This is a genomic window from Ensifer sp. R-19, assembly GCF_049905105.1.
Classification (GTDB): Bacteria; Pseudomonadota; Alphaproteobacteria; order Rhizobiales; family Rhizobiaceae; genus Ensifer.
This window is the reverse complement of sequence record NZ_CP184571.1, coordinates 142,107-159,044: the sequence shown is the minus strand read 5'-3', so window position 1 is coordinate 159,044 and position 16,938 is coordinate 142,107. Positions and strand designations below refer to the sequence as shown.

The window sequence follows — 16,938 nt, the reverse complement described above, 5'->3', positions numbered from 1 at the left end:
CAGATCACGCTGCCTGCTTGGCCTTTGCAAGACGCTTTATTGCCTGCTCGAGGGGCCGCTCGCTGTCGCAGTAATCTTTCCACGCGATGGTTTTCGCAAGCAGCGCCGGCACCGTGCGCACGGTGAAACGCTTCGGGTCGAGATCGGACTTCACCTGTGTCCACGTGAGAGGCATCGATACCGTCGCACCGGGCCGGGCTCGCGGTGACAGTGGGGCGACTGCCGTAGCCATTCGATCGTTGCGCAGATAGTCGAGGAAAATACGCCCCTCCCGCAGGCTCTTCGTCATCTTGATCAGATATAGATCCGGATTGTCCTCAGCCATTTCCCGGCACACGTCGTGGGCAAACCCCTTGGCCTCTGTCCATGAGAGCCGCTTGCGATTTCCAACCGCAAGCGGCGTGACAACATGAAGCCCCTTGCCACCTGTCGTCTTGCAGAAGCTGACAAGGCCGAGATCATCGAGCCGGTCGCGCATTTCCCTTGCCGCAGTAACAACCGCGGAGAATGGCACATTGGGTCCGGGGTCGAGATCAAACACCAAGCGTCCGGGAATTTCGGGACGACCGGGCTTGCAATTCCAGGGATGGAGTTCGATGCCGCCGATTTGCGCGATCGCGGCGAGGCCCTCTACACGATCAACTTGCAAGTATGGCTTCTTGTCTCCAAAGACTGTCACAAGTTCGAGAAGGTTTGAAGTACCGGGCAGCGCGTGGCGCTGGAAGAACTGCTGACCGGCAATTCCGTCAGGCGCACGGATGATGGAGCAGGGCCTCCCCCGGATGTGATCGATGAGCCAGGTCCCGACGGCCTCGTAGTAACGAGCAAGATCTTCCTTGGTGACGGGTTCACCGTCGCCGGCGTCCGGCCAGAGGGGTTTGTCGGGGCTGGATATGAGGACACCCATGATCTCTGCTTTTTGCCCTTTGCGGGACAAGGTCGACTTGAACGTTCGCGTCGCTTCCGGTGTCGGCGTTTTTGCGGGCGACGCTGGCTTGTCGGCCTTCACTTCGATGGCCGGCTTGTCATCGCGAAGCCCCTTAAAGGCAGCCTGCCGAACAAGCCCATCCGCCGTCCATCCTGCGAACTCAATCTCGGCAACAAGTTCCGGCTTTACCCAGACAATCTCGCTTCCCTTCTTCGGTGCGCCAATGCCCGTGAAGGGTGATTTTTCGACTTCCGCCTGTTTCAGCTTGGCAAGCAAGCTTGCAACTTTCTTCGCACCAAACCCCGTGCCGACACGACCGACGTAAACGAGATGGGTGCTTCGGTAGACGCCAACCAAGAGGGACCTGAACCGACCATCGGTCTTCGCATAGCCACCGATCACCACTTCGTGGCCAGCGCGACACTTGGATTTGACCCAGGTGTCGGTCCGGCCCGACTGATAGGGAGCGTTGGCGCGTTTGGAGACGATGCCCTCCAGGGACAGCTTGCACGCGGATCGAAGCACCGCATCTCCACTTGTCTCAAAATGCTCGACAAAACGAAGTCGAGGATTGTTTCCGGCTTCGCCGAGTACCACCTGCAGGCGGTCCTTGCGTTCGGCGAGCGGATCGGCTCGCAAATCTTCGTCGTGACGGAACAGGAGGTCAAAGGCAAAATAGACGAGATTGCCGGTCCTTCCTTCAGATAGTGCCGCCTGGAGTGCGGCAAAATCCGGAGCGCCGTTTTCATCGAGCGCGCAGACTTCGCCGTCGATGATACAATCCGGCAATGCGGATGCGGCTTCAGCGATCTCCCTGTATTTGCCAGTCCAATCAAGCCCTTTTCGGGTTTTTAGCGTTGCCATGCCGTCAACGACGCGCAATTGGATTCGATAGCCGTCGAACTTGATCTCGTGCAACCAGTTGTCAGCGGCCGGTGGACGTTGGACCGTTTCGCAAAGCTGCGGCGCGATGAAATCCGGCAGAGTTCCGTCCTGCAACTTTGCCAGCCGCTTTCGCGACTTCTTCGGTTCTACCCACGCTAAACCTTGCTTGCTATCCCAGACCGCATCCGCCTCGACCGCGCCCTTTGTCTGCATGAAGGCGCTCGGCTTGCGGCGTTTGCCATTCACTATGTCGTCCATCTTTCGGCCGGAAGCCACGGAAGTCGTATGCTGCTCCAGCACTTTGGCGCCGTCTTTCGCGACGGAAAAATCGTCGTGGTGCTTGATCAGCAGCCAGTTTGATCGTTTCCCGCCAGCCCGGTCGTTGCGCATGCGGACGAGCACGAAACTGCCGTGAAGCCGGTTTCCGTCCAGCGAGAACTTGAAGTCTCCTCTCTTCAGCGCCGCCTCTGGAGACTTTTCCCCCTCGAATTCCCAATAGCCTCGGTCCCACAACATGACCGTCCCCCCGCCATAGTGGCCCTTCGGGATCGTCCCTTCGAAGTCGCCATAATCGAGCGGGTGGTCCTCGACCTCGACGGCGAGCAGCTTGTCATGTGGGTCGAGGGAAGGCCCTTTGGTAACAGCCCAGGATTTGAAGACACCGTCCAGCTCCAGCCTCAGGTCGTAGTGCAGTCGCGTGGCATCGTGCTTCTGGATGACGAAGCGCCGGCGGTTCGAAGATGCGACATGTGCCTTGCCGCTCGGCTCCTGCGTTCGCCGGAAATCGCGCTTGTTCCTGTAGGTCGATAGTCTGTCTTCAGTCATCGACATCGCTCACAGATTGTTTTCCGCCCTGCGCTGGTCATGTCAGCAAGGCCCGCTCCAAAGCCGGTCCGAAGCAGCGAAGGCCGTCGAGGCATCAGTCTACGCCTTTGCCACCGGTCGCACCGTAAACCTCGCCGTTAACGAAGCTTGCTTCCTGCGAGGCGAGAAACACGTAGATGGGGGCCAGTTCCACCGGCTGGCCGGGCCGGCCGAAATCGCTATCCTTTCCGAAATTCTTCACCTTCTCGTCAGGCTGTCCGCCACTCGGCTGCAAAACTGTCCAGAACGGTCCTGGAGCCACGACGTTGGCCCGAACACCTTTTCCGATCAATTGCTTTGCAAGCGCCTTGGTATACGCGACGATCCCCGCTTTGGTTGTGGCGTAGTCGAGCAGAATTGGAGAGGGTTGATAGGCTTGAATGGATGCTGTGGTGATCACCGAGGCGCCGGGGGGTAGGTAAGGCTCGGCGGCCTGAGCAATCCAGTGCAATGCGTAGAGATTGGTCTTCAGCGTAGCGTCGAAATCCTCTGACGTTACAAGCGACACGTCTTTGCGAAACTGTTGGCGAGCCGCATTGATCACCAGGATGTCAATCCCATCAAGCTCCCGCAGCGTTTGCGAAACCAGCTCCCGACACCAATCTTCATTCTTCACGTCGCCGGGCAAACCCAGGGCCTTCCTCCCCTCCGCTTCGATCAAATCTATGACTTCTCGTGCGTCCGGCTCCTCCTCCGGCAGATAGGAAATGGCGACGTCTGCCCCCTCACGCGCAAACGCAATCGCTACGGCGCGTCCGATACCTGAATCACCGCCGGTGATGAGGGCCTTCCGCCCCTTCAGCCGATTTGCCCCTTGGTACGTTTCTTCGCCATGATCAGGTTTGGGATGCATTTCGCCAACGAGACCTGGCGCGGGTTGCGGTTGCGGTTCGAAGGGTGGCGAGGGGTATTGCATTCGGGGGTCCTGCATAGTCAGACGATCGGTCATTGGGCAATCCTCACGTGATGTATACGCAATAAACTCGTCTATTGATTTGGGGTTCCGACAAGGCAGGACGATCAAGGCCTACGATGACGACGGTGGCGCTTGCAGGCGGCCCTCCCGCACCGTTTACAGCTCTCGGTCTGCGGAGACGGTTGCAGGCCGGATGGCTAGGGAGCTTGACTGCCATTGCGTTGGGCCAAAAAGATCCTCGTGCTGCAGGACCCCGTTGAAACCGCCGATCCATCGGAAGCTCGGAACAACTGACGCTCAAACGGGTTCTAGTCTTGGTCCTAAATGGAGGCAGCCACAATGAACATTGTCGGGCAACAGGTTTTATCTGATCCAGGCGGCATAATGACAGTCGAATGGGTCGCAGAAGGCGGCGACGTGATTTCTGTCCGTCTGGAAAGCTCGCCGGACGATCTAGGCGTCGATGCCGCCGTGGCAAAGGCGAAGGCCCTGATGGTGCAAGTGGCCACATTCGGTGACGTCGAGAGCGACAGGGCCGATGAACCTGACGTTATCGGCTCGCCTGCCGTTGAATCATTGCGAAGTGCTCGTAGCGCCAAGGACACCGGTACGTTGGAAGAGCAGCTCGACGAAGGATTGAAGAACTCCTTTCCCGCCAGCGATCCACTTTCCGCCACTGGAAGTTCTATCACCACCGGACGGGCGGGATCTCCCGACACAGACACGTGATCCCCCAGACAGTGCAAAAGATCGTACTCAAAGGACAATCGCACAGCCGTAGCCGAAGCAAGCGCAACCGGCCCCGTGCGCCTATTCTCACCTAATGCAAGAATGAATCTATCCGTTTTCTATCGTTTGCCGTCGCGCGGCGGTTGATGATGGTGCGTCCGCGGCCATCCTTCATGATGTAGCGGCCATTCACAATCTCTTCGGTAATGCCGCCTTGGTGGCGAACGCCGACATCCTGCCCATTTGCCTTTGCGTTCCCACGACCGGAGCTGTTGGAACGCTCGCTGTTGGAATTGGAGCGGTCACTGCATTTCGAATTCCCACCGCTGTTGCCGCCAGCATTCCCACCTCCGCTGCCGCCACCACTCCCGCCATTTCCGCCCCCGCCTCCATTACCATTGCCAGCGAAGGCGCCCGTCTTGACGACCGCAAGCCCGGCGCTGGACATTTCGAGGCTGTAGGGCAAAGAGATGGCGAGGATGCAGACTGCCGGCCAGAATGCTGTCAGGATCATCCGACGCGTGATCATAGTGTCTCCACGGCTTTTCGTACGCAAAACGCACTTAGCGCGGTGGGCAACGAACTGCCTTTGCCCCTGACTGAGACCCACAGTCAAACTCGCACCAGCCAAAAAAACGGCTCCCTGAGGAGCCGGTGAGGTAGTCAAGGGGCCATGGTCAGGGTCGATTCTGGCCCCGGTTGTCTGCATTTGAAAGCATGCGAGGCTAGAAATTCATCGATTGTCGCTCCGGCGTGCGGAGCTTCTAAGAGAGGTATCGTGGCGCTAATGGTTCCGCTATGGGACTTCAGTCCCAATGCTCGCCGCAAAGGTCTTAGTCTTACTTCGGTTGTCCGGTCGCTGGGTTTCCCGTTTTTTCCTCGGACGCAGTTTGGATCCTCTCGCGCAAATGCCTTTAGGAGTTGCAAAACCTCAGGCCAGAGATCTGAACGGTCGCGTAAACATCGACTACCTTCTCTCGTGGTTGCGTCAGTCCGCTGCCGACAAGGTTCGAGAGGCGTTGCGGACCTCGCCCTGTACCGCGTTGTCGGCGTCCAATCCCCCATGGCTCGATGCGTAAGATTTTCAGTATTCGATATAGCGATCCACTCCGGCAAAAGGACCGGCCTGAGCAGTTGCACGCCTAACTTTTTTGACGGCTTTTGCCTGCCGGCACGCAGCGCTGGGGTTACATTCAGCTCACGGGCAGCCATGTTACGCTGGAATGACGCGCAGAGGCTTCGAACCGGTTAATTATGGTTGTCGAGATGATGCGAAATGTCGACGAAGATGTTCGGTGTGAAGGCGGGCGTTCAGGTAGGGCGCGTTCCAGTTGGTCTCGGACAGCGTTTCATAGGCAAGGATACGAAGGGGAAAGCTTTCCTGGTGCGGTCGGCTCGCCACAAGCGCCGACAAGAAAGTCAGCTGGTGGTCTCTATGGATATCGCCTGGAAACGGGAGAAGGCTAGTTTCGGGTGACAGGGAGCGAGCCAAACCCGAAAGCGAACTGTTGACGGCCGAATGCCCGGCAAGATCGAGACCGACCGCCTCAAAGCCTAGCCAGAAGGTTTCCTCCACCCCAAGCAGCGCATGAGCCTGATTAGCTTCCGACCGGACTTTTGCGACGCTTTCTGCCGAAAAGGCGGGCGGGCGCCCCTCAGTCACGATCGCCACGAAAACTCGCTCGCCTTCCGCGGCCAGACGCGCAATCGTTCCGCCTGCACCTAGCACCTCGTCGTCGGGGTGAGGTGCGATCACCAGGGTTCGACCGAATGAGAGCGGAATAGGCTGTGCCGGAGCCTTGCTTGCTTCATCGCGCGTGTTCATCGACGGTCTGCTTCCACGGCTCCAGGCGGTATGGAGGCACCGTATCGCTCGGCAAGATGACGCCGCGCCTCCTTAAGATGCTTATCGTTTCGCTTTTCGCCGGAGATCAAGGTCAGCGCGGTCAGGAAAAGGATGCGGGTATCCAGCCTTAGGCTGACATGATCGACATCCAGACGTCGAGCGCGAGTTTTTCTTCGTTCGACAGTCGAGTGTTGCCGTTGACCTGGGCCCAGCCGGTGATGCCCGGCAGTACCCGGCAACGCACCCGTCCGAGTTCGCCGAACCCTGCAATAGTGGTGAGACCAAGCGGGCGCGGTCCGACGAAGGCCATGTCGCCTCGCGCGACTCAAAGGAACTGAGGCAGTTCGTCAAGGCGGACCCGTCGCAAAAGCCGCGTAAACATCGTTTCGCGCAAATGGTCGGGCAGGAGTTGCCCGGTTGCGTTGCGCTCTTCGCCCATAGTGCGGAACTTGACGATAGAAAAGGGTTTCGCCCCGATGCCGGCACGCAACTGCCGTACCCGCCGCGTTCTTACGCCGTTCGGCGGGTGTTAGTGAAAGCATTTATCAAGTTGCCATCTCACCAGGCTTAGCCAAGCGGTAAGGCATCCGCCTTTGGCACCAACGTCCCACGTTCGAACCGTGGAGCCTGAACCAATGTTACTACTGCGCCGCGGAGAAGCTGGTGGCGTCGTCGCCCTCTCCGTGGGCGAGGAACTGCACCAGGGCAGATAGGAGTTGTTCCGCGGTCGCGCGATCCAGCATGACCTCAACGACTTCATCTTGCTCGGCCATGAGTTGAAGGCGACCAAGCAGCGGATCAGTAGAGATCACTTCAATGTCGTTGCCCTGATATTCAGCCTCAAGTGACGCCCAGTGGTTTTCCATATCCGCCTCCAACGACGATGTGTCACCAGCCCATGCAGGTATCGCAGATCGGGTTCTCTGGGTCGGTTGCTTCCCATGAGGGCATTGGGTTGCGACAGTGGAGACATATGAGATCCATCCGTTGTAGCTCGGCACTGCGCGCCGCTGCTCTCTGGCGTTGGTCTGGCGTTTGCATCGCATCAGCACGGCGCTTTAGCTCAGCCGCTATCTCCTTGTCGGTAAAGCCAATCATTTTCCCTCCATGATCCACCGGCAGCAGGATCGCCCACCGGTTTAATATAAGCAAGTGATGAAATGAGGCGCTCTCAACCACCGGGGGCATGTGTTTGATTAACTGCGAGGCCCGCCTTTGATATCTTGCAAGGTCGCTCACCCCGTTTTCCCGTGGGGCGCAGCGACCGCTTTCGATTCGGGTGAGCCCCGGAATCTCAGGAAGATCGAGAACACGACGATAACGGCTGTCGAAAGGAACTCACTTTGCCAGTTCTGGAAAGACTCGAACCAGAACTGCGCGCTGACGAGATGCTCGGCAACCGAGGCCGCTGGCTGTCCGTGCATCAAGGCTTCGGCATTTGCAGCCTCGCTGCTGTAGAGGAGATGGAGGACGAAGGTCAGGAGGAAAAGAAGACCGAGAGCAAGGCCCAATGAGTAGGAATATAACCACTTCGCGAAACCGCCGACGCGTACCGGCCACGGAGCTTCCGTGTCATCCGGCTTCAGTTCAGGGCCTTCGTCCTGTTCCGCCAGTTCGTCGGGGTCCTTCGATTCGGCTGAGCCGCGCTGATACAGGAAAGCTGTGAGCATCACATAGGCCGACATTTGCAGGAACTCCGATTCCCAGTTTTCAAAAAGCGATGAGAAGAAGTGCCCAGATTTTGCGTAAGCGGCCAGCCCGATCTGAGCCGAACGGTGATCGGCGAGCTCGCGTGCATAAACGCTCCATCCGCTGAATAGCATTCCCGCAACTGTGGCGAGCCACAGAGCGACTAAGACAATGGAGAGCCCGTTATTCCTGAGAAAGCGCATTTTTTCTCCCCTTTAGGCGTGACGCGACTTGCATGTAACTGCGCACTGCTCATCCTGTTCCAGAGATAGCGTTCAGCTCTGTGTTATAATGCAATCATCGCTACCGCTGCGAACGCGATCACTGCAGTGGCTCCCCATCCGACGGCCAGCATCGCTCGCAACGCCGTGAACACCTTCATAAGATCCCTACTGCTGACCACCATCATCATTGCTGCCATGATCGGCACGGTGGTGCGCGACCTCTTGGGTATAGTGCCTGGGAGCAAGGCTGATTTCCGTCGCGCGCCGGATGGAAGCATCGAGCTCGTCCATGCCGCCAAAAAACAGCAGCCCAGCCGCTGGCAAAGGGCTGGATACTGACGCGATCATGGCCCTCACCCGTGGCGATGTCGCGAGCTCCAGGGAGACCATCGACCCGGGCTTTGGGGTCATCGTGCCTTGAAGCCTGCCGGCGGCTACCGATTCCTGGAGATCTACCTGTTTGGAGGACCCGCAGATTCTGTTTCAAAATACGCGGAGATGCACTTGGAGCAGCCGAGCGGTGATCTTCGAAGTTTCACCAGAGATCCCATCTGGGCGGAGCTTTCAAAGCAGATCGCAACTGGGACAATCGCCCTGACAGCTACTGAGTGGCAAAGCTCAGGTTCTTGGCGGATGAATCTCTAGAGGGCTTTAATGCCGGACCGCTAATTTGCATTCGACCATTTAAAGGCCTATATTTTGGTCCAAACGGGGACCCGACCTATGAAGCTCTCGCAACAAGTCAAACCGATCAGCTATCTCAAGGCGCATGCACCCGAGATCGTTCGATCGCTCGCCGAAAATCGGGAGCCCGTCGTGCTCACCGTCCATGGCGAAGCGAAAGCGGTGCTCCAAGACGTCACGGTGTACGAGGAAACCCAAGAGACAATCGCCCTCCTGAAGGTGTTGGCGCTGACAAACAAGCAGGTCGAAGCGGGCAAGCTCCGTCCTACATCTGAAGCGTTCAAACGAATCCGGCAACGCGTGTCCGGGACCTGATGTCTTACAGAGTTCTATTCTCCGAAGACGCGGAACAGGACATCGAGGATCTCTATCGCTTCATCGCCGGCCGCGAGGGGGTGGAAACTGCAGAGCGAATACTTGGTGAACTCGAAGCTGCAGCTTCGAGCCTTGAGGACATACCTGCTCGCGGAAATGTGCCCAAAGAACTCGCGCCGGTTGGGATCACAGAATATCGCGAGCTACACCATAAACCTTGGCGGATGATCTACCGAGTCGTGGGCTCGGACGTGATCGTCTATTGCGTCGCCGATGGGCGGCGAGACATGCAGTCATTCCTCGAAAGCCGTCTGTTCCGAGCCACAAACTGAGCCCGTGTTGACACTGCGCTACGCTCTTCTGACTGCCTTTTTTCGGGCGCGTCAATCAACGACGTCGACCCGAAGGCGTGGCTTGTCGATGTGTTCGCCCGCATCGCCGATCTTCCCGTCTCCCGCCTGCACGAACTGCTGCCTTGGCAATGGAAGTCGAACAAAGGGACGACTATTGCGGCGACCGCGTAAACAGCTCCCGGAACAACGCTTGCGAACGCTCCAAGCCTTCATCGGTCAGGACCAATGACTTCGACTTGTTGACCGGGTCCCCGATCATGCCCTTCTTGTGAAGCCGATCCGTCGCTGCCCAGTCGAAGCCCTTCCAGGCACAACGCTCGTTATGCAGCGTCAGCCACAACAGCGCCAAAACGGCATCGTCGATCCTGTCCTCATCGATCTCCATGAACCGACATTACCACGCGCGGCGCTCAAAATCCCGCGGCCCTGCTCGGATGGATACGATACTCCGCATGTTTCATGCAGAAAATGCCCCGATCAGCGGGCCAAATGAAAGGTGGGGTCCCTACGGGCTTACATTCAAATCCGCCCTTCCAAATCAACGAGCCGAATCTCAGACTTAAATCACGCCGATAAAAGGCGAGGAGTTCGTGGCGCTCACGAAAGTCCATTAGACTGCGGCCTTTGCCGGATGCTTACCAATCTTCGGCACATCATCAATGTGCGCAGAGAGATGGGGTGACGGGCCGCGCCTTGATGGGCGAACCCGCGGCCCTTGCAGTTTTTGAGGGCTAGGATGCGCAATCGCTTTACGCACGATGGCGCTCATCGCGCGACAAACACGTCCCGCGTTGCCGGCTTTGTACATCCTACGGCGGGCGTATCAGAGTGGGGGTAGGCGTAGATTTCATCACCAATTGGTGCTATTTTTAAGTACCACAATCAGGAAACCAAAATGCGATCGACTATCAACCTCGACGACACGCTCATGGAAAGGGCTAGGTTCCTAACCGGCACGAAAGAAACCGCCGCTTTGGTCCGCCAAGCGTTGGAGACGCTTGTTCGTGTTGAGTCGGGAAAACGCCTCATCGCGCTCGGGGGAACTATGCCGGATGCGGGGGCAGCCCCACGCCGCCGGAGCGCAGCGGCCAAGTGATACTTGCTGATACCTCCATCTGGATTGATCATTTTCGACATGGCGATGCGGAGTTGCGTAGGATTATTGAGGACGATCATCTCCTCTGCCATCCGGCCGTGATTGGTGAATTGGCACTTGGCAGCCTTCGGGACCGGGGTAGCGTGATAGCTTTCCTGGCGGCTCAACGTGAAGCGTTCGTCGCAACGCACGACGAAGTCATGATGATGATTGATCGCCACGCCATTTTCAGTATGGGCATTGGCTACACGGATGCCCACTTGCTGGCCTCAATTCTCCTTGATCCGCGAGCGGCCTTGTGGACCAGAGACAAGCGTCTGCGGGCAGCGGCAGAAAAGGCGGGGGCTTTACTGCATACCCCTGCCAATTCGCGGAACTAAATGCTGAATCCAAACGATAGCCGTTGCTCATGCTCGTCTGTGGTTGAGCCGCCAGAGCGCAGAGTTCCGCTCGATAAATTATGAACATCCGGCTGGTTCTCGCCGCCTAGAGCCGGCTCGTCCTAGACGCGCTACGCGCGATGAGGAAGGTGAAGAATCGACCCAATCCTGACCTCCACTTCGCCAAGGAAAATCAGGGGTGTGGAAACTTGCCATATGGCGCGCCCGTCGGACCGGCGTGATTGCGGCAAGGAGGGGACGTCGCCCCGCCCAGCGCGAGGCCTGCTCGCTCTAGCGTCTGGTCGCTCCGCGGCCGTTGAATGGAAATCGCTATGAAGCCCACGGGCAGACTTTAACCCTCCGCGCCTGAGCATCATCCAAATTTACAGAATCACCACAGGACGGTGGTCGTCGAACGAGTTTTCAGCAGCCTATTAATGTGTAACTTGGGAAGCTGCCGACATCAATTCCTCAGGAATCGGTGCCCTGAACGTATTGAGGCCAGCCTCCAGAACTTCAGTGAAGCTCCAGCGTACGATGCCCCCTCGGTCGATCAGGAACTGACCGACAAGCTGCCCCTGGCTGGAAGCCATCGCCTGCTGATCGGCTTCCGTAATCTCATATCCTTCCTTCTTGTTGAGAAACTCGTCCATTGCCATGACATCCATAGGCTCGGGCAACTCGCCCGGGAGATGGACCCGTATCGCCATGACCGTGCCCATCCCGACCTCGCGCAAGCCGAAAGCACGGTGCGAGGCCCGCTCCGGGTCGGATGCGGTGAGAAGATCGGGCGCCGGGTGGTAACGGAAATAGAGCCGCGCCCGCTCGACTGGCGTAATGACGACTGCTAGGCATTCGACGCCTTTCTCACGCAGAGCCGGCTTAAGTTGCGCCATCGCCGCGACATGGCGCCGGCAGAACGGACAATGTAGGCCGCGAAACATACCGAGCAACAACGGGTTACGGCCTCGAAAATCATCGAGCGCGATCTTGCCGTCGCGCGATATCGCATCGAGCACTATATTCGGGGCCTGGTCGCCCGGCTGCAGCGGGCGGTCGACACTACTCGTGGACATGGACTACCTCCTCGCCCCGGATCAGTCAGGAAAAGGCAGCACATCCAGCTTCGGCGTTGGGCCTATGCTGGGGACGCAAAACTTCCTGCGCCAGAGCAAAAATAGCGTTCGGCCTCCGCCATCTTGTCGAAGGTCGTGATTACGCACTGCAAGCCCATCATAACACGAAAAGAGCATCCGCGGGTCGCCCGCTAGCCGTCTCGCGCGCCGCGGTAAACTGTGGGTCGTCTCATCCGTGCCACCGGACGATACAGCGGCGAGACCGATTTGGATCTTCCACATACGCACGTCCTAGCGGTGTTCAACGTCTTGAAACTTGGGCGGCCCCGATGTGACTGGACACGAAATGTGGTGAATAACCCCAGACGAGCGCACGCCCGAATGCTCTTAAGCTGAAAGTCAGTTTTCGACCTCGTTTATGACGTTAAGTCTGCAACGACCAAGGTCGTCAACGGGGTCGGATCGCCACACTCGCAATGTCAGACGATGGCGCTGCCTGCACGTTCCGATCGGAAGGCCGAAAACCACCCGAGACGATCGGAAGCCGGCAACATGCCGCCCAGACGGGGATGTCGACTCTTTTCCCTCGCCATGATGTGAGTCGAACCTTAGCCCACCGACAACTTCGAACGATGAATCTCACAGAGCGCGCCCCAGCCCCAAGCGACGTAGCGCTCTGGGGGTCAGCCTGCGGCTGGATCAGGCTCGGAACCGCGAGAACCTCTTCATTTACGACCTCGTGATCGGCCCGGCGCGGTAGGTAATCCCTTTTTGAAATTACAAATAGCTAAGTTGAGGTAGGAAGCTGCTGGGGGAGTACCCGTTCGCTGTAGGGCTCAAGTCTTAGGTGGCCCGCCAATGGTCTGAGGTCAATTGCGGTAGAAACCAATCGCCGCATATTCTGTTTTCAACCAAGGCGTTACCGCCTCAGCGCCACGGTCACATACATGGCTCGGCTGGAGCTCAAAAGAACAATGAGGCCGCTCGGGGAAACTATGATGCAGGTAGACTTACCGAAAATTGTCCCTCCCACTCGCCAGACTAGATACGAGCAGAGCAGTGATGAATGCCAAGAAGCTCTCAAAGAGGCGTTCGGCGCCTTCGCCGCTTACTGTACGGCGGCGGGCTGGTCCGACGATGAGGTCGCCGTCGCATTGATCGAGATCGCTGATGAGCATCTTTGCTCTCTTGCCATTTTGGCTGACTTCTCCGGCGTTGTCCTTGCCCCAAACCTTACTAGGGGTCCGAAAGCAGAAGGAACCTCAGCATGAGCAATGCGGCCCTGTTGCACCTGATGAACGAAGAAGAAATTCCTGCATTCGTGGCAAACGTGATCGAGGCTGGGTGCCACATCAACTCTGTGGGGCACAACATGTACGTGATTTGCGACGACGAGGAACAGGAGGCCGTCATCGAAGAGCTCAACCGCATCTGCGAGAAGTACGGCGACCGAGACTCAATCCGGCGGGAGATTGTAAATTACCTATGGTCGATCGACTGATACGTAGAGATCGCCTCTGAAGGCATGGGCACTAGGGGCTGCCTAGCGAATATTGACGCCCCGCCGCAGCGATGTACGCTGCCCGTCATGTCCCTCACCACCGCTTTCATCTCTGAGCTCGTTTGGGCGGACAACCAGGTCGAACACCCAAGCCCGGTATTCGCGCGCCGCCCTTCTAATGCAAGACAGGCTTGCAGCAATCGCCAGATTCCGCCCCCACCATCGCCGCAAGTCAGCCCAGCGCGTGGCTTGCCAGCCCGTAGAGGTTCGGTCCAGGTACTACGACCGCTGCGCATTTGCCCCGCCGGGACATTGCGAGCACTGTGTCGAAGACGGTCAGGCCGGATTGCGAGAGGGATGTGGCGAAAGTGCCGGTCTCGACTGGTGTGTCGAGCCGCAAAAAATGACCTTCGTGGGTGGAGACATGTTGCCGGATCACTGCGACGGCGTCCGCATCAGTTTCTGCCACGACCGGGCCAATGACATGCCCCCTGCCGAAAGGACGGCAAAGTGCGAAAGCGCACAGCCGACCGCCGCGAACCAAGCCGTAGCCTATGGATTGTGCAAAGAGCTTGCCGATCAGCGTCGCCCTCGAAACACCGAATGCCCCTGCATCCAGCTCGACGACCGCGGCGAGGTCCTCCCCTTCCAGTCGCCGGACCACCGGCTGCTCCGTTGGCGTAACAGAGTCGGTCGGCCGGCGGGCAATGCCCTGGCATTGGTATATGGTCCGTATAGGCTCAAAACCGAGCGAATGGTAGAGGCGGCGGGAGGCCCTCGTCGCATTGAGCCTCAGATCGCGTCCCTGGCAATCCGAAAGCACGTGGCCCATGAGCCAACGCCCAGCGCCGTTTGTCTGCAGCCGCGGCGAAGTAATCACCATGCCTATGGTCGCGAAATCATCACCGTGCGGAAACCACATGGCCGAACCTGTCAGCCTGCCGATTTCATCAAGCGCCACATAGCCGCGGCCGACCTCGCGCAGGAGTTGCAAGTCCTCGGCGCGAAGCGGCCATCCGACGGAAACCGACAGGGCGTGCAGTTGCTCGAGATCGGCGCTTTCGATCCCGGCTATGCGCATTTCGAAACTGTCAATGACTTTGGATTCGGATGTCGGTGTGTCCACTCCTTGCCTCCCGTCCCTGCCGGCGTCTTGTCTCGTCCCGCTTTCCAACCGGCCCGCGGCCAAAACCTTTACCCGTTAGACTAGGACGGTGCGCTCGATACAATTCACTTGAGAGGCCGTCTGACGCAACACAATCCTCCAAATCCGACGCGCTTTCGGCATGTAAAGCCTGGATAGGCTTCTAAAGTACTGGGCATGATCGACGGCGCCGACCCCAGCGAACCGGGATGCTGTGAGGACAAGAATGCAGGCAGTGGAAATCCTCGAAAAGCTCGTCGGCTTCCCCTCCGTCGTCAGCACCCCCAATAGTGACATCGTTGCCTGGATCCGCGGCTATCTGCAAAACCACGGCATCGCCGTCACCCTGCTTCCCGGCCCGGAGGGCGATCGGTCTAACCTGTTCGCCACGATCGGTCCGAAAGAGGTGCCGGGCTATATACTTTCCGGTCACATGGACGTCGTTCCGGCGGCCGAAAGCGGCTGGACGGGCGATCCCTTCCGTCTGCGTCAAGAGGCGGGCCGACTCTATGGGCGGGGCGCCACCGACATGAAGGGTTTCTTGGCCGCCGCCCTCGCCGTCGCGCCAAAGCTCGCCGAGATGCACCTGCGCCGGCCGCTGCACCTCGCCTTCTCCTATGACGAGGAGGCGGGCTGCCGCGGCGTGCCACACATGATCGCGCGCCTGCCGGAACTCTGCACGGCGCCGCTAGGCGCAATCATCGGCGAGCCGAGCAGCTTACACGCGATCCGCGCCCACAAGGGCAAGGCCGCCGCCAGACTTACGGTCAAGGGTCGTTCCGGCCATTCGTCGAGGCCCGACATGGGACTGAATGCTATCCATGCCATTGCGAGCGTCTTAGCACGGGCGGTCGCCGAAGCCGACCGACTGGCCCGGGGTCCTTTCGAGTATGTTTTCGAGCCGCCCTACTCCTCTCTGCAGATCGGCACGGTGAAGGGCGGCCAGGCGGTCAACATCATCCCGGACACCTGCGAGGCCGAGTTCGAGGCACGGGCGATTTCCGGCGTCGATCCGGCGGAACTGCTCGCGCCGATGCGAGACGCGGCCGAGGCGCTGTCGGAACGCGGCTTCGAAGTGGAATGGCAGGAACTGAGCTCCTATCCGGCACTTTCGCTCGGCCCCGATGCGCCGCTTGCGCGGCTGCTGGAAGAATTGACCGGTCTCGAGTCTCTCCCGGCCGTCAGCTACGGCACCGAGGCGGGACTTTTCCAACGGGCTGGCATCGACGCGATCATCTGCGGCCCCGGCGAGATCGGCCGCGCCCACAAGCCCGACGAATTCATCCTCGTCGATGAGCTCCTGGCCTGCCAGGCGATGATCGAGCGGCTCGGCGAATGTTGCCGCGCCTGAGGCATGAAGAAGGAGACGCGTGATGACCTTCCTCTTCAATTCCGACGCAAAACGCGGTGCGATTTTCGCCGAAGCCTTTTCGCGTGAGCTTGCGGACGTTCCTTTCGCCAAGGATGCGGCGGCGGTCGATCCGGATGCGGTGCGCTACCTGATCACCTGGACGGTTCCCGAAGATCTCTCGCGCTATCGCAACCTTGAAATCCTCTTCTCGATTGGCGCCGGCGTCGACCAGTTCCGCATCGAGGCCGTGCCGCCGCATGTGAAGGTCGTGCGCATGATCGAGGACGGCATCGTCCGGATGATGCAGGAATATGTGACACTTGCCGTGCTCGCGCTTCATCGCAACCTGCCGGCCTATCTGGACCAGCAGCGCAGCGAACATTGGCGGGCCATTTCACCGGTTCAAGCGTCGGAACGCCGCATCGGCGTACTCGGCCTCGGCATGCTCGGCACCGCGGTGCTCGAACGATTGCAGCCCTTCGGCTTTCCGCTATCCGGCTGGAGCCGCAGCGCGCGCCAACTCGAGGGTGTCAGATGCCTGCACGGTACTGACGGTCTCAACCATCTGTTGGGCTATACCGACATCCTCATCTGTCTACTGCCTTTAACCGACGAGACGCGCGGCTTTCTCAATGCCGCCCTCTTCGCCAAGCTCCCGACCGGTGCGGCGCTCGTTCATGTCGGCCGCGGTCCGCAGCTCGATCACCAGGCACTTCTCGAGGCAATCGACACCGGCCATCTCTCCGCCGCCGTCATCGACGTCACCGATCCCGAACCGCTGCCAACGGGTCATCCCCTCTGGAGCCACCCGAAAATCTTGCTGACGCCGCACATAGCAAGCGTCACCCAACCAGAAACAGCCGCCGAGGCCGTGATCGAGAACATCAAGCGTCATCGGGCCGGACTTGATCCCATCGGGCTCATCGATCGCCGCCGCGGCTATTAAGCTCTCAATCC

At 58.9% G+C, this 16,938-nt stretch carries 17 protein-coding genes, 1 tRNA gene and 4 pseudogenes; 12 read left to right on the top strand and 10 right to left on the bottom strand.

Annotated elements, in window-relative coordinates:
- Window positions 1-4: 4 nt before the first annotated feature.
- Both ligD and ACN9MO_RS31145 read right to left on the bottom strand, forming a co-directional pair.
- Entirely contained in the window at window positions 5-2,638 is a 2,634-nt protein-coding gene (ligD, locus tag ACN9MO_RS31150; protein ID WP_425989113.1) for a DNA ligase D, read from the bottom strand.
- A 94-nt stretch (window positions 2,639-2,732) separates the two neighbouring features.
- The gene (locus tag ACN9MO_RS31145; RefSeq protein WP_057250028.1) at window positions 2,733-3,626 is read right to left on the bottom strand and encodes an SDR family oxidoreductase; all 894 of its coding nucleotides are present in this window, start codon (window positions 3,624-3,626) and stop codon (window positions 2,733-2,735) included.
- 306 nt (window positions 3,627-3,932) lie between these two features.
- Between ACN9MO_RS31145 and ACN9MO_RS31140 the strand changes: the two genes are divergently transcribed.
- Window positions 3,933-4,322 carry a hypothetical protein gene (locus ACN9MO_RS31140; protein WP_057250025.1) on the top strand — a complete coding sequence of 130 codons (390 nt, stop codon included), beginning with the start codon at window positions 3,933-3,935 and terminating at the stop codon, window positions 4,320-4,322.
- 91 nt (window positions 4,323-4,413) lie between these two features.
- On the opposite strand, the gene ACN9MO_RS31135 is transcribed toward ACN9MO_RS31140, so the two are convergent.
- The 3 genes and pseudogenes from ACN9MO_RS31135 to ACN9MO_RS31125 all read right to left on the bottom strand — a co-directional run bounded on the left by ACN9MO_RS31135 (window position 4,414) and on the right by ACN9MO_RS31125 (window position 6,607).
- A complete protein-coding gene (locus ACN9MO_RS31135) occupies window positions 4,414-4,851 on the bottom strand; it encodes a hypothetical protein (protein WP_425989109.1) in 438 nt (145 codons plus the stop codon).
- Between the two features lie 731 nt (window positions 4,852-5,582).
- Window positions 5,583-6,147, bottom strand: a pseudogene (locus ACN9MO_RS31130) (PIG-L deacetylase family protein); the annotation flags it as partial.
- Between the two features lie 148 nt (window positions 6,148-6,295).
- Window positions 6,296-6,607: pseudogene (locus ACN9MO_RS31125) on the bottom strand (sugar transferase).
- Between the two features lie 122 nt (window positions 6,608-6,729).
- On the opposite strand from ACN9MO_RS31125, the gene ACN9MO_RS31120 reads away from it, so the two are divergent.
- A tRNA-OTHER gene (locus tag ACN9MO_RS31120) sits at window positions 6,730-6,803 on the top strand.
- Between the two features lie 6 nt (window positions 6,804-6,809).
- Here the strand turns inward: ACN9MO_RS31120 and ACN9MO_RS31115 are convergent.
- Both ACN9MO_RS31115 and ACN9MO_RS31110 read right to left on the bottom strand, forming a co-directional pair.
- Entirely contained in the window at window positions 6,810-7,034 is a 225-nt protein-coding gene (locus ACN9MO_RS31115) for a hypothetical protein (protein ID WP_057250019.1), read from the bottom strand.
- Between the two features lie 369 nt (window positions 7,035-7,403).
- On the bottom strand, window positions 7,404-8,060 hold the full coding sequence (locus tag ACN9MO_RS31110) for a DUF6766 family protein (protein WP_425989106.1): 657 nt from the start codon (window positions 8,058-8,060) through the stop codon (window positions 7,404-7,406).
- Window positions 8,061-8,252: 192 nt separating this feature from the next.
- On the opposite strand from ACN9MO_RS31110, the pseudogene ACN9MO_RS31105 reads away from it, so the two are divergent.
- The 4 genes and pseudogenes from ACN9MO_RS31105 to ACN9MO_RS31090 all read left to right on the top strand — a co-directional run.
- Window positions 8,253-8,502: pseudogene (locus ACN9MO_RS31105) on the top strand (AbrB/MazE/SpoVT family DNA-binding domain-containing protein).
- A gap of 302 nt (window positions 8,503-8,804) precedes the next feature.
- Window positions 8,805-9,080 carry a type II toxin-antitoxin system Phd/YefM family antitoxin gene (locus ACN9MO_RS31100; protein ID WP_057250013.1) on the top strand — a complete coding sequence of 92 codons (276 nt, stop codon included), beginning with the start codon at window positions 8,805-8,807 and terminating at the stop codon, window positions 9,078-9,080.
- Window positions 9,080-9,412, top strand: coding sequence for a type II toxin-antitoxin system RelE/ParE family toxin (locus ACN9MO_RS31095; protein ID WP_057250011.1), 333 nt, complete (start codon window positions 9,080-9,082; stop codon window positions 9,410-9,412). Before ACN9MO_RS31100 ends, ACN9MO_RS31095 begins: the two co-directional genes overlap by 1 nt.
- Before the next feature lie 54 nt (window positions 9,413-9,466).
- Window positions 9,467-9,604: pseudogene (locus tag ACN9MO_RS31090) on the top strand (transposase domain-containing protein); the annotation flags it as partial.
- On the opposite strand, the gene ACN9MO_RS31085 reads toward ACN9MO_RS31090, so the two are convergent.
- Window positions 9,585-9,818 carry a DUF6429 family protein gene (locus ACN9MO_RS31085; RefSeq protein ID WP_112995767.1) on the bottom strand — a complete coding sequence of 78 codons (234 nt, stop codon included), beginning with the start codon at window positions 9,816-9,818 and terminating at the stop codon, window positions 9,585-9,587. The pseudogene ACN9MO_RS31090 and the gene ACN9MO_RS31085 overlap by 20 nt on opposite strands.
- A gap of 510 nt (window positions 9,819-10,328) precedes the next feature.
- Between ACN9MO_RS31085 and ACN9MO_RS31080 the strand changes: the two genes are divergently transcribed.
- Window positions 10,329-10,529, top strand: a complete 201-nt coding sequence (locus ACN9MO_RS31080) for a type II toxin-antitoxin system VapB family antitoxin (protein ID WP_057250007.1) — start codon at window positions 10,329-10,331, stop codon at window positions 10,527-10,529.
- Window positions 10,526-10,909, top strand: coding sequence for a type II toxin-antitoxin system VapC family toxin (locus tag ACN9MO_RS31075; protein WP_057250005.1), 384 nt, complete (start codon window positions 10,526-10,528; stop codon window positions 10,907-10,909). Before ACN9MO_RS31080 ends, ACN9MO_RS31075 begins: the two co-directional genes overlap by 4 nt.
- A gap of 434 nt (window positions 10,910-11,343) precedes the next feature.
- Here the strand turns inward: ACN9MO_RS31075 and ACN9MO_RS31070 are convergent, their stop codons facing one another.
- Entirely contained in the window at window positions 11,344-11,985 is a 642-nt protein-coding gene (locus tag ACN9MO_RS31070; protein ID WP_057250003.1) for a peroxiredoxin-like family protein, read from the bottom strand.
- Between the two features lie 995 nt (window positions 11,986-12,980).
- Here ACN9MO_RS31070 and ACN9MO_RS31065 point away from each other — a divergent pair.
- Both ACN9MO_RS31065 and ACN9MO_RS31060 read left to right on the top strand, forming a co-directional pair.
- Window positions 12,981-13,256 (top strand): hypothetical protein, encoded by a 276-nt coding sequence (locus tag ACN9MO_RS31065; protein WP_162728088.1) that lies wholly within the window; start codon window positions 12,981-12,983, stop codon window positions 13,254-13,256.
- Entirely contained in the window at window positions 13,253-13,486 is a 234-nt protein-coding gene (locus ACN9MO_RS31060; protein WP_425989100.1) for a hypothetical protein, read from the top strand. Before ACN9MO_RS31065 ends, ACN9MO_RS31060 begins: the two co-directional genes overlap by 4 nt.
- A gap of 232 nt (window positions 13,487-13,718) precedes the next feature.
- On the opposite strand, the gene ACN9MO_RS31055 is transcribed toward ACN9MO_RS31060, so the two are convergent.
- A complete protein-coding gene (locus ACN9MO_RS31055; protein ID WP_057249998.1) occupies window positions 13,719-14,612 on the bottom strand; it encodes a GNAT family N-acetyltransferase in 894 nt (297 codons plus the stop codon).
- A gap of 244 nt (window positions 14,613-14,856) precedes the next feature.
- On the opposite strand from ACN9MO_RS31055, the gene argE reads away from it, so the two are divergent.
- Together argE and ACN9MO_RS31045 are read left to right on the top strand one after the other, a co-directional pair.
- Complete coding sequence (argE, locus tag ACN9MO_RS31050; protein ID WP_425989097.1) at window positions 14,857-15,981, top strand: acetylornithine deacetylase; 1,125 nt, start codon at window positions 14,857-14,859, stop codon at window positions 15,979-15,981.
- Between the two features lie 22 nt (window positions 15,982-16,003).
- On the top strand, window positions 16,004-16,927 hold the full coding sequence (locus tag ACN9MO_RS31045; RefSeq protein WP_057249994.1) for a 2-hydroxyacid dehydrogenase: 924 nt from the start codon (window positions 16,004-16,006) through the stop codon (window positions 16,925-16,927).
- Window positions 16,928-16,938 lie beyond the last annotated feature (11 nt).

Coding starts and splice junctions, on each gene's coding strand:
- ligD (WP_425989113.1), bottom strand. CDS start 2,638: ATGACTGAAGACAGACTATCGACCTACAGGAACAAGCGCGATTTCCGG.
- ACN9MO_RS31145 (WP_057250028.1), bottom strand. CDS start 3,626: ATGACCGATCGTCTGACTATGCAGGACCCCCGAATGCAATACCCCTCG.
- ACN9MO_RS31140 (WP_057250025.1), top strand. CDS start 3,933: ATGAACATTGTCGGGCAACAGGTTTTATCTGATCCAGGCGGCATAATG.
- ACN9MO_RS31135 (WP_425989109.1), bottom strand. CDS start 4,851: ATGATCACGCGTCGGATGATCCTGACAGCATTCTGGCCGGCAGTCTGC.
- ACN9MO_RS31115 (WP_057250019.1), bottom strand. CDS start 7,034: ATGGAAAACCACTGGGCGTCACTTGAGGCTGAATATCAGGGCAACGAC.
- ACN9MO_RS31110 (WP_425989106.1), bottom strand. CDS start 8,060: ATGCGCTTTCTCAGGAATAACGGGCTCTCCATTGTCTTAGTCGCTCTG.
- ACN9MO_RS31100 (WP_057250013.1), top strand. CDS start 8,805: ATGAAGCTCTCGCAACAAGTCAAACCGATCAGCTATCTCAAGGCGCAT.
- ACN9MO_RS31095 (WP_057250011.1), top strand. CDS start 9,080: ATGTCTTACAGAGTTCTATTCTCCGAAGACGCGGAACAGGACATCGAG.
- ACN9MO_RS31085 (WP_112995767.1), bottom strand. CDS start 9,818: ATGGAGATCGATGAGGACAGGATCGACGATGCCGTTTTGGCGCTGTTG.
- ACN9MO_RS31080 (WP_057250007.1), top strand. CDS start 10,329: ATGCGATCGACTATCAACCTCGACGACACGCTCATGGAAAGGGCTAGG.
- ACN9MO_RS31070 (WP_057250003.1), bottom strand. CDS start 11,985: ATGTCCACGAGTAGTGTCGACCGCCCGCTGCAGCCGGGCGACCAGGCC.
- ACN9MO_RS31065 (WP_162728088.1), top strand. CDS start 12,981: ATGATGCAGGTAGACTTACCGAAAATTGTCCCTCCCACTCGCCAGACT.
- ACN9MO_RS31060 (WP_425989100.1), top strand. CDS start 13,253: ATGAGCAATGCGGCCCTGTTGCACCTGATGAACGAAGAAGAAATTCCT.
- argE (WP_425989097.1), top strand. CDS start 14,857: ATGCAGGCAGTGGAAATCCTCGAAAAGCTCGTCGGCTTCCCCTCCGTC.
- ACN9MO_RS31045 (WP_057249994.1), top strand. CDS start 16,004: ATGACCTTCCTCTTCAATTCCGACGCAAAACGCGGTGCGATTTTCGCC.